The sequence below is a fragment of the Pseudomonas sp. IT-P258 genome (assembly GCF_949767825.1).
Lineage (GTDB): Bacteria > Pseudomonadota > Gammaproteobacteria > Pseudomonadales > Pseudomonadaceae > Aquipseudomonas > Aquipseudomonas monachiensis.
In genome coordinates this window covers 650,900-667,205 of record NZ_CATKPU010000021.1, presented here as the reverse complement: position 1 = coordinate 667,205, position 16,306 = coordinate 650,900, and the positions used below count along the sequence as shown (strand labels likewise).

Genomic DNA, 16,306 nt, shown 5'->3' with positions numbered 1-16,306 from the left:
TGCGATCTTTTTGTTTCAGCGGTTACAACGACTCCAGGCACCCTGCCAGATCATTCCCCAACTTCTCCAACACCTGCTCATAGCCCTGAGCGGTCGCCGGTGTGTACCCGCCCAGCGCATCCAGTTCAGCCAGCTTCACTGGCAGTCCGGCCACCAGGGTTTCCGCCAGGCGTGGCCGCAGCGGTGGTTCACTGAACACACAGGTCTTGCCGACTTCCTGCAACCGCGCGCGCATTGCCGCGACATGCTGGGCACCGGGTTGCACTTCGGCCGCGACGCTGAACACACCCACGTGCTTGAGGCCGTAGGCGTCTTCGAAGTAGTCGAAGGCTTCGTGGAAAACGAAGTAGGGCTTGCCTTGAACATCGGCCAGGCGTTTCTTCAGGCGCGCATCCAACGCATCGAGACGCTCGTCGAAGGCTTTCAGATTGCTCTGATAGCGCGCGGCATTTGCAGGATCGGCGGCAATCAGGTCAGCGGCCATTTTCGTGGCGATGACCCGGGCGTTGACCGGCGACAGCCACAGGTGCGCATCCAGACTGCCCGGACGGTGATCGTGGTCGTGCTCGTCGGCTTCTTCGGCGTGTGAGTGGTTATCTTCGGCAAAACGACGCAGTTTCATGCCCGGCAAATCCTGCACGGCGACGTTAGGCAACGTACGACCATTGAGCACCCGTGGCAGGAAGCCTTCCATGTCCGGGCCGATCCAGTACAGCAGGTCCACCGACTGCACCTTACGTACGTCGGAAGGCCGCAACGCATAGTTATGCGGCGAAGCACCCGGTGGCAGCAAAACCTCGGGGATCGCCACGCCGTCCTGCACTGCAGCCGCGATCAACTGCAGAGGCTTGATGCTGGTAAGGACCTTGACCTCGGCCTGCGCCGAACCGATCAGCAGAAAACTTGCGATAAATGCGACAAAAACAGAAAAAAGTCGGGACACGATGACCACTCGAAGAGGCGAGAACGGGTAACATAATAACGTCTCTCACAATCGTCGTCGCCGCTCATGCTCAAAACACCGATCGCCAGCCGTCCCCACGACCACTCACATTGCGTTCACAGCGCTTTGTCCGAGGCCGATGCCCTGTGCGCGCGTCAAGGCCTGCGCCTGACCGCGTTGCGCCGGCGAGTGCTGGAACTGGTGTGGCAAAGCCACAAGCCGCTGGGTGCCTACGACATTCTCGCAGTCCTTAGCGAACAGGACGGGCGCCGCGCCGCGCCGCCGACGGTGTACCGCGCGCTGGATTTCCTGCTGGAAAACGGCCTGGTCCATCGGATTTCCTCGCTCAACGCCTTCATCGGCTGCAATCACCCGGAACATGCTCACCAGGGTCAGTTCCTGATCTGCCGTGCGTGCCACGCCGCGATCGAACTTGAGCAAAAATCCATCAGCGACGCGATCATCGCCAGCGCCAGGGATGTCGGGTTTGTCGTCGAAGGCCAGACCGTCGAAGTGGTCGGTCTCTGCTCGGGTTGCCAGGGGGCTTGATGAGCAACGCGCTGATCCGTCTTGAACAGGTTGCCGTCACGTTCGCCGGGCAACCGGTGCTGGACAACATCGAACTGAGCGTCGAGCCGGGGCAGATCGTTACCCTGATCGGCCCCAATGGTGCCGGCAAAACCACCCTGGTGCGGGCCGTGCTCGGCCTGTTGAAACCGGACAGCGGCAGCGTCTGGCGCAAGCCGAAACTGCGGGTCGGTTACATGCCGCAAAAACTTCACGTCGATCCAACCCTCCCGCTGTCGGTCCTGCGTTTCTTGCGCCTGGTGCCGGGCGTGGACCGTGCGATGGCCTTGGCGGCACTCAAGGAAGTCGGCGCCGAACAGGTGATCGATAGTCCGGTGCAAAACGTTTCCGGCGGCGAAATGCAACGCGTGTTGCTGGCCCGGGCCTTGTTACGCGAACCGGAACTGCTGGTACTCGACGAACCGGTACAGGGTGTCGACGTGGCCGGCCAAGCTGAGCTGTACAGCCTGATCACCCGCCTGCGTGACCGTCACGGTTGCGGCGTGCTGATGGTCTCCCACGATTTGCACCTGGTGATGAGCACCACCGACCAGGTGGTTTGCCTCAATCGTCACGTCTGCTGTTCCGGCCATCCCGAGCAGGTCAGTGGCGATCCGGCTTTCGTCGAGCTGTTCGGAAAAAACGCACAAAGCCTGGCGATTTATCACCACCACCACGACCACGCCCACGACTTGCACGGCTCGGTGGTCAAGGCGCCCACACCGGGCCAACCCCATGTTCACGGAGATAGCTGCAAGCATGGCTGATTTTCTGCTCTACGCCCTGCTTGCAGGCTTGGCCCTGGCCGTTGTCGCAGGCCCGCTGGGGTCTTTCGTGGTCTGGCGGCGCATGGCCTATTTCGGCGACACCCTGTCTCACGCGGCATTGCTCGGCGTAGCCCTGGGCTTCCTGCTGGATGTCAGCCCGACCGTTGCCGTCACTGTTGGCTGCTTGCTGCTGGCGGTGATGCTGGTGACCTTGCAACAACGCCAGCCGTTGGCGTCCGACACGCTTTTGGGAATTCTCGCACCCAGCACGCTCTCTCTGGGCCTGGTGGTACTAAGCTTCATGCACGAAGTGCGGATCGACCTGATGGCATACCTGTTCGGCGACCTGCTGGCGATCAGCCCGACCGATCTGGCCTGGATCCTTGGCGGCAGTGCTGCTGTACTGCTCTTGCTGGTTGCGTTGTGGCGCCCATTGCTGGCGATCACGGTGCACGAAGAACTGGCCAGGGTCGAAGGCCTGCCGGTGGCGGGATTACGCCTGGCCTTGATGCTGTTGATCGCCGTGGTGATTGCCGTAGCGATGAAAATCGTCGGGGTGTTACTGATCACTTCGTTGCTGATCATCCCGGCGGCTGCGGCACAACGTCACGCCCGCTCGCCGGAGCAGATGGCACTGGGCGCGAGCCTGCTGGGCATACTCGCCGTGTGTGGCGGGCTGGCGTTGTCCTGGTTCAAGGACACCCCGGCCGGCCCGTCGATTGTGGTGACGGCCGCCGCGCTATTTCTGCTGAGTTTTGTTCTGCCCCGTCGAGGGGTGTAGACTTGCTCGTTTTTTGCGCAAATAGAGAGTCGCAGGAATGAAGTCGTTCGCCTCCCGTTATCTGCTCCTTGTCGCATTTTCTTTGCTGCTGGGCGCCTGCCAAAGCACGCCATCGGAAGCCACCAAGGCCGCCGATGCACGGGCCATGGCCATCGTGCAGCTGGAGCAAAACATCGCCAGCGATGAACTGGCCATCGCCGAAGACCAATTGGCAGCCTTGCAGGCCGAATCGCCCAACGATGCTTCCCTTGAGCAATACCAGCGGCAACTGGCCGAAGCCTATCTGCGCCGCAGCCAGACCGTACTGCAAAAAGGTGACGTGGATGCCGCCGCGACCGCCCTGAGCCGTGCCCGCGCGTTGATGCCCAAGGCTCCGGCACTGACCGGCGGAGTCAACGGCTCGATTGCCCAGGCGCGCAAGGCCGAGCTGGAAAAGGCCGAAGCCGCCCTCAAGGCTGCCGAAGCCAAGCCAAAAGCCAAGGTCATCGACCCGATGGCTGAAAGCACCACTGTCGTACTGAATATCAACGATATGGGCAAACTGCGTCGCCAACTGGATGCCATCGCCGCCGATGTGGTGAATTTTCAGTGTGATGTGAGCATTCAGGCTCCACGCACCAACGATTACCCTTGGCTGGCTAACTTGCTGACCAAGCGAGTGAAGAAGCTCGATCCTGAGTTTGATCTGAAGCTGGAGCGGCAGATTTTGCGCAGTGTTCCGGCACAGATGGTTCTGAGTCCGCGCAAACCCTGAAAAGCATCGTCGGAACGCCGACCGGAGCAAGCCCGCTCCCACAATGCCCGAGTTAGCCACAAAACAAGTGACCAACCTGGAGCCCTGTGGGAGGGGGCTTGCCCGCGAAGGCATCCTGCCTGGCAGTAAAACTCTCAGGCCGGAATCGCCTTGGCCTTCGCCTCTCTGTCCCAAACCCGATGCTGCCCTATTGCAGCCAAAAACGGTTTGATCAATTTCGCATCCGCCCCCACGATCAACCCCGCATCAGCCTCCAGCTTCAACACATCCAGCAACTGCTTCGCCTCGCCCTGCAACGCGATAGCCTTCAGATGCTTGTATGCCTCCAGCAGGTAATGCAGTGCCACTCCGTCAGTGCTCAGCGCCTTGATCGACGCGGCTCCGCCCGGCACGAACACCGCATCGAACGCCACCGAAGGCGAACCTTCCATCGAAGCTTCGACCGCAAGGGTTTTGCCATCAGCCGTTTTGACTGGCGCCGAACTCGGCCCTAACAGTATCCCGTGGGCCCCCTCCGCTTTCAGCGCTTTCTTCATTGCAGCGATCGAGGCGCCATCGACACCGTTCGCCGCCAAAATCGCAATTTTTCGCGTCTTGATGTTTTCCGGCAACAGATTGGCCTGGCTCAATGCCGGTGAATGATCCAGCGCGGTTTTGCGCACCTCGACGGTTCCTCGACTGGGCGCAGGCAATCCAAGGTTCTGCGCCACGCGCCTGGCCAATTCCAGATCGATATTGACGAGGATTTCGTTCACTTCCCGGGCGCGGATCGCTTCGCGCTCGACCTTGCCCAACTCAAAACTATAGGCCGAGATGATGTGCTCCCGTTCATGCTCACTCATGCTGTGGAAAAACAAGCGAGCCTGGGAGAAGTGGTCCGCGAACGATTCGCTGCGCTGGCGAATCTTATTGGCGTCGATGCGCTCCGGATAGCTATCGAACCCGCCGTCCTGAGCGGAGGCCGGCGTTTCCTTTGGCCAGCCGCCATCAATGGAGTTCGGCTCATAGGAGGCACGTCCTTTGTCGATAGTGGTGCGGTGCTGCGCATCCCGCTGGCCGTTGTGGAAGGGTGACACCGGACGGTTAATCGGGATCTCGTGAAAGTTTGGTCCGCCGAGTCGGCTGATTTGCGTGTCGGTGTAGGAAAACAACCGACCTTGCAGCAGAGGATCGTTGGAAAAGTCGATCCCCGGGACGATATGTCCGGGGCAAAAGGCAACCTGCTCGGTTTCGGCGAAGAAATTGTCCGGATTGCGGTTCAGCACCATCTTGCCCAACGGCGTAATAGGGACCAACTCTTCGGGGATCAGCTTGGTGGGGTCGAGAATGTCGAAATCGAAGGCATGTTCGTTTTCTTCTTCGATGACCTGCACCCCCAACTCCCACTCCGGATAGTCGCCGATCTCGATCGACTCCCACAGATCACGACGGTGGTAGTCGGCATCTTTTCCCGCAAGCTTCTGCGCTTCGTCCCACACCAACGAGCAAGTGCCGGCCGTGGGGCGCCAGTGGAATTTGACGAACCGCGATTTTCCTTCGGCGTTGATCAGGCGGAAGGTATGCACACCGAAGCCCTGCATGCTGCGCAGACTTTTCGGGATCGCCCGGTCGGACATCGCCCACATCACCATGTGCGCCGATTCCGGCACCAGCGAGACAAAGTCCCAGAAGGTGTCATGGGCCGAGCCCCCGGTAGGGATTTCGTTGTGCGGCTCGGGTTTGACCGCATGCACGAAATCGGGAAACTTGATGGCGTCCTGAATGAAGAACACCGGCATATTGTTGCCCACCAGGTCGAAGTTGCCTTCGTCGGTGAAGAACTTCACCGCGAAACCTCGTACGTCGCGCACGGTATCGCCTGAGCCTCGCGGCCCCTGCACCGTGGAAAAACGCACGAAGACCGGGGTTTTCTTCGCCGGATCCTGCAGGAAACCGGCCTTGGTCAGTACAGAGTGGTTTTCATAACTCTGGAAGTAACCATGGGCACCGGTCCCGCGAGCGTGAACGATGCGCTCCGGGATCCGCTCGTGATCAAAATGCGTGATCTTTTCACGCATGATGAAATCTTCCAGCAAAGACGGCCCGCGGGCCCCGGCCTTCAGGGTGTTCTGGTTGTCCGCCACCTTCACGCCCTGGTTGGTGCGCAAGGCCTGCTCAGTGGCATCGGAGCGAAATGTTTCCAGGTTGTCGAGCTTGGCGTTGGTGTTGTGGCGGTCCGGGGTATCGGACCCGGCCAGGGCACTCTGGGTGGCGGCAGGCTTCTTGATACTCATCAGGCGTGAACTCCTCAGGCGTATTCCAGTGGCCTAAGTAGTGACTGACGTATTTCTTCAGCCGTTCCTTTTTTCTGACCTTTGATCGCGTTATTGCCAAATGACAGGACAAATGCGAAATAAATGCTAAGAACCTCTATACGGACAGGCTAAAATGCGCGCCCGGCTAACCGCTGATCCTTTTCTAACGCGCCCCACAAGGTTCGCTACGTGATCGAGTTTCAAAACGTCCATAAAACCTACCGCGTCGCCGGTAAGGAAATCCCCGCCCTGCATCCGACCAGTCTGACGATTGAGAACGGGCAGGTTTACGGCTTGATCGGTCATTCCGGCGCAGGAAAAAGTACCCTGCTGCGTCTGATCAATCGCCTGGAAAACGCCAGCGGCGGCAAGATCATCGTCGACGGTGAGGAAGTCACCGCTCTAGACGCCAACGGCCTGCGCCGCTTCCGTCAGCAGGTCGGGATGATTTTCCAGCACTTCAACCTGCTGGCCTCCAAGACTGTCGCCGACAACGTGGCGCTGCCGCTGACCCTGGCCGGAGAACTGTCGCGCAGCGAGATCGATTCCCGCGTGGCCGAGTTGCTGGCGCGAGTCGGTTTGTCCGACCACGCCAAAAAGTACCCGGCGCAATTATCCGGCGGGCAGAAGCAGCGTGTGGGCATTGCCCGTGCGCTGGCGACCAAGCCGAAAATCCTGCTGTGCGACGAAGCCACCAGCGCCCTCGACCCGCAAACCACCGCGTCGGTCCTGCAATTGCTGGCCGAGATCAATCGCGAGCTGAAACTGACCATCGTCTTGATCACCCACGAGATGGATGTGATCCGTCGGGTCTGCGACCAGGTAGCCGTGATGGACGCCGGCGTGATCGTCGAGCAAGGCTCGGTGGCCGAGGTGTTCCTGCATCCGAAGCACCCGACCACCAAGCGCTTCGTGCAAGAAGACGAGCAGATCGACGAAAGCGAACAGCGTGACGACTTCGCTCACGTGCCGGGGCGCATCTTGCGTCTGACCTTCCAGGGCGAAGCGACCTACGCGCCTCTGCTGGGCACTGTCGCCCGGGAAACCGGTGTGGACTACAGCATCCTGGCCGGTCGTATCGACCGCATCAAAGACATCCCTTACGGGCAACTGACCCTGGCCGTGACCGGCGGTGACATGGAAGCGGCCTTTGCCCGCTTCACCGCAGCCGACGTCCACATGGAGGTGCTGCGCTAATGGAAGCCCTGACAAGTTTCTTCGCCAATATCGACTGGTTCGAAATCTGGCTGGCCACTGGCGACACGATGCTGATGCTCGGCGGTTCGCTGCTGTTCACCGTGTTGCTCGGTTTGCCCCTGGGTGTCCTGCTGTTCCTGTGCAGCCCGCGCCAGTTGCTGGAAGCCAAAGGCGTCTACGCGATGTTGTCGCTGGTGGTGAACATCCTGCGTTCGCTGCCGTTCATCATCCTGTTGATCGTGATGATTCCGTTCACCGTGTTGATCACCGGCACGTCCCTCGGTGTCGCCGGTGCGATCCCGCCACTGGTGGTGGGTGCCACGCCGTTCTTCGCACGCCTGGTGGAAACCGCCCTGCGTGAAGTGGATCGCGGCATCATCGAAGCGACCCAGGCCATGGGCGCGACCACGCGACAGATCATCACCAATGCCTTGCTGCCGGAGGCTCGTCCGGGCATCTTCGCAGCAATTACGGTGACAGCCATTACACTGGTGTCCTACACGGCGATGGCCGGTGTCGTGGGCGCCGGTGGTCTGGGTGACCTGGCGATCCGCTTCGGCTACCAGCGTTTCCAGACCGATGTGATGGTGGTGACCGTGGTGTTGCTGCTGGTACTCGTTCAGGTACTGCAAACCGTTGGCGACAAATTGGTCGTCCACTTTTCCCGTAAGTAAGACATGAGCCGGCCATTCGCTGGCAGGTGCCAAACGGGCACCGCAAGCGGGCACCTCACATGGAGTTAGCTGAATGAAAAAACTACTCGTGGCCTTCGCGGCCGTTGCGGCATTCTCTGCCCACGCTGAAACCCTGACCGTCGCAGCCACCCCGGTTCCGCACGCCGAGATCCTCGAATTCGTGAAGCCGACGCTGGCCAAAGAAGGCGTGGACCTGAAGGTCAAGGTATTCACCGACTACATTCAGCCGAACGTGCAGGTCGCGGAAAAACGCCTGGACGCCAACTTCTTCCAGCACCAGCCGTACCTGGATGAGTTCAACAAGGCCAAGGGCACCCACCTGGTTTCCGTGGCCGGCGTGCACCTGGAGCCCCTGGGCGCTTACTCCAGCAAGTACAAGACCATTGCCGAACTGCCTGGCGGTGCCAACGTGGTGATCCCGAACGACGCCACCAACGGCGGCCGTGCGCTGTTGTTGATGGCCAAGGCCGGCCTGATCAAGTTGAAGGATTCGAACAACATCCTGTCGACCGTGAAAGACATTACCGAGAACACCAAGGACCTGAAAATCCGCGAACTGGAAGCCGCGACCATCCCGCGCGTACTGACCCAGGTCGACCTGGCGCTGATCAACACCAACTACGCGCTGGAAGCCAAGCTCGATCCGGCCAAGGACGCGCTGTTCATCGAAGGCAGCGACTCGCCTTACGTGAACATTCTGGTAGCTCGCCCGGACGACAAGGACAGCGACGCGATGAAGAAGCTGGTCGCTGCCCTGCACAGCCCGCAAGTGAAGGCCTTCATTCTCGAGAAGTACAAAGGCGCGGTGGTGCCGGCGTTCTGATCGAACTGCTGCAACGAAAAAGGGGCGCATCGAATGCGCCCCTTTTTTGTGCCTGAAACACGGCTCCCACAGGGTTTAGTGGTGTGGTCAGTTGCGCTTGAGCATCACCGGCAACTGCGCCACCAACTTCGCATTATTCAACGGCGCCCGAATAAACCCGCGCTGGGTGCCGTCCGGTCCGATGACAGCGAGGTTACCGCTGTGGTCAACGGTGTAGTTCGGCTTGCTGGTGTCCGCCGGAATGAACGGAATGCTCACCGCGTTGGCGATCTTTTGCAGCTCATCGGTCGACGCCGGGGTCAGGCCGATGAACTGCGGGTCGAAGTAGCCCAGGTATTGCTTGAGTTGCTTGGGCGTATCGCGATTGGGGTCGATGCTGACCAGCACGATTTGCAGTTTATCCACAGCCTCTGGTGGCAACTCGCTCTTGATCTGCCGCAACTGGGCGAGGGTGGTCGGGCAGATGTCCGGGCAGAAGGTGTAGCCGAAGAACAGCAGGCTCCACTTGCCTTTCAATTCGTTGATCGCGACCGGCTGGCCGTCCTGATTGGTCATCGTCACGTCCGGCAGATTACGGCTCTGCGGCAGCAAGATGATGCCGGCGTCGATCAGCGCCGTCGGATCGCCCTGGTTTTTCCCGGACAGCACCTTGTTGACGGTCAGGCCCAGGATCAATGCAACCAGGGCGACGAGTATGAAGACGGTTTTCTGGGTTCGAGTCATAGGTTCAACAATAGATAGTGGTCTACGAGCAGGGCGATAAACAACAGGAACAAGTAGTAAATAGAGTACTTGAACGTGTTGATCGCCGCGTGCGGCCGAGTGCCACGGTACAGCACCACGGCCCATTGCAGAAACCGCGCGCCCAGCCCGAGCGCGCAGACCAGGTAGAGAGTGCCGCTCATGTGGATCACATAAGGCATCAGGCTGACGGCAAGCAATGCGAAGGTATAAAGCAGGATGTGAATCTTGGTGTAGTGCTCGCCATGGGTGACCGGCAGCATCGGGATGTCGGCCTTGGCGTATTCCTCCTTGCGATGGATCGCCAGCGCCCAGAAGTGCGGCGGGGTCCAGGCGAAGATGATCAGCACCAGCAGCAGCGGTTCGGCGCTGATGTGACCGGTGGCGGCGGTCCAGCCGAGCAATGGCGGCGCGGCACCGGCCAGCCCCCCGATGACGATGTTCTGCGGAGTCGCGCGCTTGAGGAATCCGGTGTAGACCACCGCATAGCCAAGCAATGAGGCGAGGGTCAGCCACGCGGTCAGCGGGTTGGTGAACGCCAGCAGCATGGCTTGCCCGAGGACCGCCAATACCAGCGCGAACGTCAGCGCAGCGGTCGGCGAAACCCGGCCTTCGGCGAGCGGCCGTTTGTGGGTGCGCGCCATCAACGCGTCGATGCGCCGGTCCACCACATGATTGACCGCCGCCGCGCCACCGGCACACAGGGCGATGCCCAGGTTGCCGAAAATCAGCACCGTCCATGGCACCCCGGCGCGGGTCGCAAGGAACATCCCCACCAGTGAAGTGATGAGCATCAGCACCACGACTTTGGGTTTGGTCAGTTCCAGGTAGTCACGCCAGATCGCCTGACTGGGACGTTCGCCGATCAGAATCGCCATGGCATCTCTCCTTTTATTGTTATGGGCCCGGCTGAGTGTTTACGCGGGCTGAAGTGCCAGCGTGCTTGCTTGACCCGGACCAGACTGGTTCGGGCGTGGTAGTTGACCAACACCATGGTCAGCAACAGCGCCGCGCCGCCCGCGTTATGCGCAACGGCCACCGGCAGCGGCAGATGGAACAGCACATTGCTGATGCCCAGGGTGATTTGTGCGCCAAGGGCAATCAGCACCAGGCCTGCCAGGCGCGTCATGCCGACTGTTTTCAGTTGCCAGGCCAGACCGAGCAGCACCAAAGTCACCAACAGGGCGCCAATACGGTGAGTCAGGTGAATCGCAGTACGAGCATCGCTGTCCAGTTGCCCGCCGAGGTAGTTCGGGCCGATGTGCTGGGTCAGGTGAAAGCCGTTGGCGAAGTCCGCCGGCGGCAACCACTGGCCGTGGCAGGTCGGGAAGTCGATACAGGCCACCGCGGCATAATTGGAACTGACCCAGCCCCCGAGGGCGATTTGCCCGATCACCAGCAACAGCCCCGCCGTCGCCCAGTGCTGTAAACGTCGTGGCACGGTCAGCGCCGGCAGCACACCGGACAGGCGCAAGGTCAGCAGAAACAACAGGCTCAAGGTCGCGAAGCCGCCCAGCAAATGCCCGGTGACCACCTGCGGCCAAAGCTTGAGCGTCACCGTCCACATGCCAAACGCGGCCTGGCCAAGAACCACCGCCAACAGAAACAACGGCAGCTTCACCGGCTGCCCGGGATGGCGGCGATGCACCCACGAGCGACCGGCCAACACCGCGATCAACAGCCCCAGCGTGCCCGCGAAGTAGCGGTGGACCATCTCGTTCCAGCCCTTGTGGGCCTCGACCGGAGCGTCCGGGAAATGCAATTCGGCATGGGCCAGCTGGGCTTCGCTTTTCGGTACGCTGATGAAGCCATAGCAGCCGGGCCAGTCCGGGCAGCCGAGGCCGGCGTGGGTCAGGCGGGTATAGGCGCCGAGCAACACCACAATCAGTGCCAGCAAGGTGGCAAACAACGCGAGGCGAAATCCAGGCTTGGCCATGACGATGCCCTTATCCGATGTTCGACAGTTTCAGCAGGTGGCGCAGATCGTTGAGCAGGTCCTTGCCCTTCACCGACGGGTCGTAGCGCAACACCAGATTGCCGTGGGGGTCGATGATCCACAGATGCGGCGTGTCATTGCTCTGGGCGCCTTTAGTGTAGGCAGGCAAGTCCAGCGAATAGCGTTGCAACTGCGGGTACTCGCGTTGAAGTTTAGTCTCGTAATCGCTGTTCAGCGTCTGCGCAGCGGCCAATGCATGACTGGCGCGGGACGCATCGCGGCCCAGGCCGATCTGGATTTGCCGCGCCAGATACACCAGTTGCTGACAATCCACCGCGCAATCCTTGGGCGCGGTCACCAGTATCTGCCAACGCTCTTCCTGGGCCTGCACGCCGATGTCCGCACGGGTCTGGCCGTTGCCGATCAGTTCGCCGTGATAACTGCGGCCCTCGGGCACCCAGAAATTCAGCTTGTACATGCCGGTGGCGAGGATCATCGGACCGATCACCCCGAGCAGGATCAGCAGCAGTTGCATACGGCCCTTGCGGCGGTTCACCGACGGTTTCGCCTCAGACATGCTGGGTGGATTCATGGCCGCTCCCATGGTGTTTCTCCTTTGCGTTGTGCCAGCCGAGATAGAGATAAAGGCCGAACAGGGCGATCGCCATGGCGAACCACTGCACGGCATAAGCGATGTGTTTTTCCGGACCCATGGCGACTACGGGCCAGTCGGCCTGATAGGTGGCGGGGCCGGTTTCGGCGCGCAGTTCGTAGGCAAAGCCTTCGCGGTTCAGTGCTGTCCAGAGCTTGTCTGGCTCAACGGCCGTAATCAGCTTCGGCCATGTCAACGTTGTGGGATCTGCGTGCAATTGGAACGTCGCCCCGGGGGAGACATAGACCCACGCCTCGAGGCTGACTGCTTCGCCAGGTGTCTTGAATTGCGGTAGTGTGCGGCGCTCCGGCCAAGGCAACCAGCCGCGATTGACCAGCAGCCAAAGCCCGGAGGCCTGATCTAGAAAGGGTTGCAACAGCTCGACGCCAACCCTGCCGTTGCGTTGACTGTTGTCCAGCAGCAGGCTGTGTTCGGCATCAAACCGGCCGTACAGGTGAACCCGACGGAAGGCCGGGTCTGTCGTGTGTTGCAGTTCGGTGCTGGCCATCGGCTCAGCGGCCCGGCGCTCGGCGTAGGTTTGCAGCAGCGCGCTTTTCTCCGCGCCCCGGCTCAATTGCCAGAACCCCAGGAACACCAGTAGCGGCAGCAACAGCACCACCACCAGCGTTGGCACGATACCCGGCCGAAAGCGCTTCATGGCATCGCCAGAAAGTCGGTCATCGCGATAGCTATACTCAAGTGCATCGCTTATCCCCCCGGAGTCTCACCATGCTCAAAGCAGCCATCGTCCTGATGCTGATTGCCACGGTTGTCAGCCTGTTCAGCGGCCTGTTTTTTCTGGTCAAGGACGACAGCCGCTCAAACCGCCTCGTCATTGCCTTGAGTGTGCGTGTCACTCTGGCCGCCATTACCCTGGGCCTGATCACCTGGGGTTTTTTCAGTGGCCAGTTGGTTTCCCATGCCCCCTGGTAACTAAAAGCTCACAGCCTCAGAGCACATAGACGAAAACAAACAGCCCGATCCACACCACATCCACGAAGTGCCAGTACCAGGTCGCCGCTTCGAAACCGAACTGGTGCTCGTTGTCGAAGTGCCCGCGCATGATCCGCACCAGCATCACGAACAGGATGATGGTGCCGATGGTGACGTGGGCGCCGTGGAACCCGGTGAGCATGAAGAAGGTCGCGCCGTAGATGCCCGAACCCAGGGTCAGGCCCAGCTCACGGTAGGCGTGCATGTACTCTTCGGCCTGGAAGGTGAGGAACGCACAGCCGAGCAATACGGTGAGCGCCAGCCAGAGTTTCAGTGCGCCGCGATGGCCCTTCTTCAAGGCATGGTGGGCAATGGTCACGGTCACGCTGGAACTCACCAGCAACACGGTGTTGAGCAACGGCAGGCCCCAGGGGCTGATGACCTCCTTGGGCGGCGGAAACAGTTTCGAGTCGGGGTTGCTCAGCAGCGGCCAGGTGAACTGGAAGTTCGGCCACAGCATGTGCGCCACGCCTTTGGCGCCTTCACCACCGAGCGCCGGCCCGGAGATATGACGGACATAAAACAGCGCGCCAAAAAAGGCGATGAAGAACATCACCTCCGAGAAAATGAACCAGCTCATGCCCCAGCGGAACGAGCGATCCATCTGTGCGCTGTACAAGCCGCCGCGACTTTCCTTGATCACCGTACCGAACCAGCCGAACAGCATGTAGGCCACCAACAGCCCACCGACGAAAAAGATCAGCGGGCCGTGGGATTCCGGACGCGCTGCCTTCAGATCATTGAACCAGGTAGCCAGGCCAAACACCGTGACGAACATCCCGACCGTGGCGATGATCGGCCATTTGCTCTGGGCCGGGACGTAATAATGTTCATGAGTTGCCATTTATTGTTCTCCTTATCGGGCACGCTCAGCCGCCAGTGTTTACAGCTACCGGTGGATGTCGGGCGGTGATATCGAACAGCGTGTAAGACAGCGTCAGGTGCTTCACATCCTTGGGCATGTCACGGTCAACGATGAAACGTACCGGCATCTCGATCCGCTGACCGGGCTGCAGCACTTGCTGGGTAAAGCAGAAACATTCGGTCTTGTGGAAGTACGCCGCCGCATTGCTGGGCGCGATGCTCGGCACGGCCTGGGCGCTCATCGGCTTATCGGTGGGGTTGTGGGCGATGAAGATCATCTCGTTCACCGCCCCCGGGTTCGCGGTCAATTCATCATGTTTGGGGTAAAAGTCCCACGGCATGTCGGCGGTGTTGGTCGACAGAAACTGCACGCGCACCTGCCGCGAGGTGTCGACCGTTTGCTCACCCTCGTACTGCCCGCCGGTCTTGCCATTGATGCCGAAGGCCTTGCACATCACGTCGTAGATCGGCACCAGGGCAAAGCCAAACACAAACATCGCCACCACCACGGTCAGCAGGCGCGTGACCAGTTTTTTCATCGAAATCGAGTCAGCCATGGGCCAAGCCCTCCACACAGAACTCTGTGGGAGCGGGCTTGCCCGCGATAGCGGCCTGACCGACACACCGCGTCGCATGCATCGCAGGCAAGCCAGCTCCCACAGGACCGAGGCGTTTCATTTCACTTCCGGCGGTGTGGTGAAGGTGTGATACGGCGCCGGTGACGGAATGCTCCACTCCAGGCCTTCAGCCCCATCCCATGGCTTGGCCGGTGCTGGCGGGCCGCCGCGAATGGTCTTGATCACGATGAACAGGAAGAAGATCTGCGTGGCGCCGAACATGAACGCGCCGATCGACGACACCATGTTGAAGTCGGCGAACTGCAGGTTGTAGTCCGGAATCCGTCGCGGCATGCCCGCCAGCCCCACGAAGTGCATCGGGAAGAAGGCCAGGTTCATGCCGATGAACGACAACCAGAAATGCAGCTTGCCCAGGGTTTCGTCGTACATGTGGCCGGTCCATTTCGGCATCCAGTAGTAGGCCGAGGCGAAGATCCCGAAGATCGCCCCCGGCACCAGCACGTAGTGGAAGTGCGCGACCACGAAGTAGGTGTCCTGGTACTGGAAGTCCGCCGGGGCGATGGCCAGCATCAACCCGGAGAAACCGCCGATGGAGAACAGGATCACGAACGCCACGGCAAACAGCATCGGCGTCTCGAACGTCAGCGAGCCCTGCCACATGGTGCTGGCCCAGTTGAACACCTTCACGCCGGTAGGCACCGCGATCAGCAGCGTGGCGTACATGAAGAACAACTCGCCCACCAGCGGAATACCGACCACGAACATGTGGTGCGCCCAGACGATGAACGACAGGAACGCGATACTCGCCGTGGCGTAGACCATCGAGGTGTAGCCGAACAACGGCTTGCGCGAAAAGGCCGGAATGATCGAGCTGACGGCGCCAAAGGCCGGCAGGATCATGATGTACACCTCGGGGTGACCGAAGAACCAGAATACATGCTGGAACAGCACCGGGTCTCCGCCACCGGCGGCACTGAAGAAACTGGTGCCGAAGTGGATGTCCATCAGCATCATCGTCACGCAACCGGCCAGTACCGGCATCACCGCGATCAGCAGGAACGCGGTGATCAGCCAGGTCCAGACGAACAACGGCATTTTCATCAGCGTCATGCCGGGGGCGCGCAGGTTGAGGATGGTGGCGATCACGTTGATCGCCCCCATGATCGAACTGATCCCCATCAAGTGGATGGCGAAGATGAAGAAGGTCACGCTTTCCGGCGCGTAGGTCGTCGACAGCGGCGCGTAGAACGTCCAGCCGAAGTTCGGCCCGCCACCGGGGGTGAACAGGGTCGATACCAGCAGCAGGAACGCCGCGGGCAACAGCCAGAAGCTGAAGTTGTTCATGCGCGGCAGGGCCATGTCCGGCGCGCCGATCATCAGCGGGATCATCCAGTTGGCGAGGCCGACGAAGGCCGGCATCACCGCACCGAAGACCATCACCAGGCCGTGCATGGTGGTCATCTGGTTGAAAAATTCCGGCTGGACGATCTGCAGCCCCGGCTGGAACAGCTCGGCGCGAATCACCATCGCGAACGAACCGCCAAGCAGGAACATGGAGAACGCAAACCACAGGTACAGCGTACCGATGTCCTTGTGGTTGGTGGTCAGCACCCAGCGCATCAGGCCTTTGGCGGGGCCGTGGGCGTGGTCGGTGGCGGTATGAACATGTTCATCGATTACAGCAGTCATGTCCTGTCTCCTGCAAACAGATGGGCTGGGCA

At 60.6% G+C, this 16,306-nt stretch carries 18 protein-coding genes; 8 read left to right on the top strand and 10 right to left on the bottom strand.

The genetic code is table 11. From position 1 onward, the window contains the following. Nucleotides 1–22 precede the first annotated feature (22 nt). Nucleotides 23–943 (bottom strand): zinc ABC transporter substrate-binding protein ZnuA, encoded by a 921-nt coding sequence (znuA, locus tag ACM6G4_RS10390; RefSeq protein WP_082563011.1) that lies wholly within the window; start codon nucleotides 941–943, stop codon nucleotides 23–25. A gap of 66 nt (nucleotides 944–1,009) precedes the next feature. Here znuA and zur point away from each other — a divergent pair, with 66 nt between their 5' ends. Genes zur through ACM6G4_RS10370 form a run of 4 tightly spaced genes read left to right on the top strand, consistent with a single transcriptional unit; the run spans nucleotide 1,010 to nucleotide 3,812 of the window. Beyond that, a complete protein-coding gene (zur, locus tag ACM6G4_RS10385; protein ID WP_056726713.1) occupies nucleotides 1,010–1,492 on the top strand; it encodes a zinc uptake transcriptional repressor Zur in 483 nt (160 codons plus the stop codon). Further along, the gene (gene znuC / locus ACM6G4_RS10380; protein ID WP_056726714.1) at nucleotides 1,492–2,277 is read left to right on the top strand and encodes a zinc ABC transporter ATP-binding protein ZnuC; all 786 of its coding nucleotides are present in this window, start codon (nucleotides 1,492–1,494) and stop codon (nucleotides 2,275–2,277) included. Before zur ends, znuC begins: the two co-directional genes overlap by 1 nt. After that, the gene (gene znuB / locus ACM6G4_RS10375) at nucleotides 2,270–3,058 is read left to right on the top strand and encodes a zinc ABC transporter permease subunit ZnuB (protein ID WP_046042679.1); all 789 of its coding nucleotides are present in this window, start codon (nucleotides 2,270–2,272) and stop codon (nucleotides 3,056–3,058) included. The genes znuC and znuB overlap by 8 nt, the downstream gene beginning before the upstream one ends. A gap of 37 nt (nucleotides 3,059–3,095) precedes the next feature. Beyond that, nucleotides 3,096–3,812, top strand: coding sequence for a PA5502 family lipoprotein (locus tag ACM6G4_RS10370; protein ID WP_056726715.1), 717 nt, complete (start codon nucleotides 3,096–3,098; stop codon nucleotides 3,810–3,812). 134 nt (nucleotides 3,813–3,946) lie between these two features. Here ACM6G4_RS10370 and katE read toward each other — a convergent pair whose 3' ends face one another. Continuing rightward, the gene (gene katE / locus ACM6G4_RS10365; RefSeq protein WP_414913615.1) at nucleotides 3,947–6,085 is read right to left on the bottom strand and encodes a catalase HPII; all 2,139 of its coding nucleotides are present in this window, start codon (nucleotides 6,083–6,085) and stop codon (nucleotides 3,947–3,949) included. A 210-nt stretch (nucleotides 6,086–6,295) separates the two neighbouring features. Here katE and ACM6G4_RS10360 point away from each other — a divergent pair, with 210 nt between their 5' ends. The 3 genes from ACM6G4_RS10360 to ACM6G4_RS10350 all read left to right on the top strand — a co-directional run bounded on the left by ACM6G4_RS10360 (nucleotide 6,296) and on the right by ACM6G4_RS10350 (nucleotide 8,821). Further along, nucleotides 6,296–7,303 carry a methionine ABC transporter ATP-binding protein gene (locus ACM6G4_RS10360; RefSeq protein ID WP_056726717.1) on the top strand — a complete coding sequence of 336 codons (1,008 nt, stop codon included), beginning with the start codon at nucleotides 6,296–6,298 and terminating at the stop codon, nucleotides 7,301–7,303. Beyond that, on the top strand, nucleotides 7,303–7,977 hold the full coding sequence (locus tag ACM6G4_RS10355) for a methionine ABC transporter permease (protein ID WP_056726718.1): 675 nt from the start codon (nucleotides 7,303–7,305) through the stop codon (nucleotides 7,975–7,977). The genes ACM6G4_RS10360 and ACM6G4_RS10355 overlap by 1 nt, the downstream gene beginning before the upstream one ends. A gap of 73 nt (nucleotides 7,978–8,050) precedes the next feature. After that, nucleotides 8,051–8,821 carry a MetQ/NlpA family ABC transporter substrate-binding protein gene (locus tag ACM6G4_RS10350; RefSeq protein WP_056726719.1) on the top strand — a complete coding sequence of 257 codons (771 nt, stop codon included), beginning with the start codon at nucleotides 8,051–8,053 and terminating at the stop codon, nucleotides 8,819–8,821. Nucleotides 8,822–8,908: 87 nt separating this feature from the next. Here ACM6G4_RS10350 and ACM6G4_RS10345 read toward each other — a convergent pair whose 3' ends face one another. The 5 genes from ACM6G4_RS10345 to ACM6G4_RS10325 are packed head-to-tail and all read right to left on the bottom strand — an operon-like array spanning nucleotide 8,909 to nucleotide 12,808. Further along, on the bottom strand, nucleotides 8,909–9,544 hold the full coding sequence (locus ACM6G4_RS10345) for an SCO family protein (protein ID WP_056726720.1): 636 nt from the start codon (nucleotides 9,542–9,544) through the stop codon (nucleotides 8,909–8,911). Further along, a complete protein-coding gene (cyoE, locus tag ACM6G4_RS10340; protein WP_414913614.1) occupies nucleotides 9,541–10,440 on the bottom strand; it encodes a heme o synthase in 900 nt (299 codons plus the stop codon). Before cyoE ends, ACM6G4_RS10345 begins: the two co-directional genes overlap by 4 nt. Then, a complete protein-coding gene (locus ACM6G4_RS10335) occupies nucleotides 10,428–11,498 on the bottom strand; it encodes a COX15/CtaA family protein (protein WP_414913613.1) in 1,071 nt (356 codons plus the stop codon). The genes cyoE and ACM6G4_RS10335 overlap by 13 nt, the downstream gene beginning before the upstream one ends. Nucleotides 11,499–11,508: 10 nt before the next feature. Next, a complete protein-coding gene (locus ACM6G4_RS10330) occupies nucleotides 11,509–12,102 on the bottom strand; it encodes a hypothetical protein (RefSeq protein ID WP_414913612.1) in 594 nt (197 codons plus the stop codon). Further along, nucleotides 12,068–12,808, bottom strand: a complete 741-nt coding sequence (locus tag ACM6G4_RS10325) for an SURF1 family protein (protein WP_414913611.1) — start codon at nucleotides 12,806–12,808, stop codon at nucleotides 12,068–12,070. The genes ACM6G4_RS10330 and ACM6G4_RS10325 overlap by 35 nt, the downstream gene beginning before the upstream one ends. A 71-nt stretch (nucleotides 12,809–12,879) precedes the next feature. Between ACM6G4_RS10325 and ACM6G4_RS10320 the strand changes: the two genes are divergently transcribed. Next, nucleotides 12,880–13,083, top strand: coding sequence for a twin transmembrane helix small protein (locus tag ACM6G4_RS10320; protein ID WP_007969817.1), 204 nt, complete (start codon nucleotides 12,880–12,882; stop codon nucleotides 13,081–13,083). Between the two features lie 16 nt (nucleotides 13,084–13,099). Here ACM6G4_RS10320 and ACM6G4_RS10315 read toward each other — a convergent pair whose 3' ends face one another. The 3 genes from ACM6G4_RS10315 to ctaD form a co-directional block, all read right to left on the bottom strand. Then, nucleotides 13,100–13,987, bottom strand: coding sequence for a cytochrome c oxidase subunit 3 (locus ACM6G4_RS10315; RefSeq protein ID WP_056726725.1), 888 nt, complete (start codon nucleotides 13,985–13,987; stop codon nucleotides 13,100–13,102). Between the two features lie 25 nt (nucleotides 13,988–14,012). Beyond that, entirely contained in the window at nucleotides 14,013–14,564 is a 552-nt protein-coding gene (locus ACM6G4_RS10310; protein WP_056726726.1) for a cytochrome c oxidase assembly protein, read from the bottom strand. Nucleotides 14,565–14,681: 117 nt separating this feature from the next. After that, a complete protein-coding gene (ctaD, locus tag ACM6G4_RS10305) occupies nucleotides 14,682–16,274 on the bottom strand; it encodes a cytochrome c oxidase subunit I (RefSeq protein WP_056726727.1) in 1,593 nt (530 codons plus the stop codon). Nucleotides 16,275–16,306: the final 32 nt, after the last annotated feature.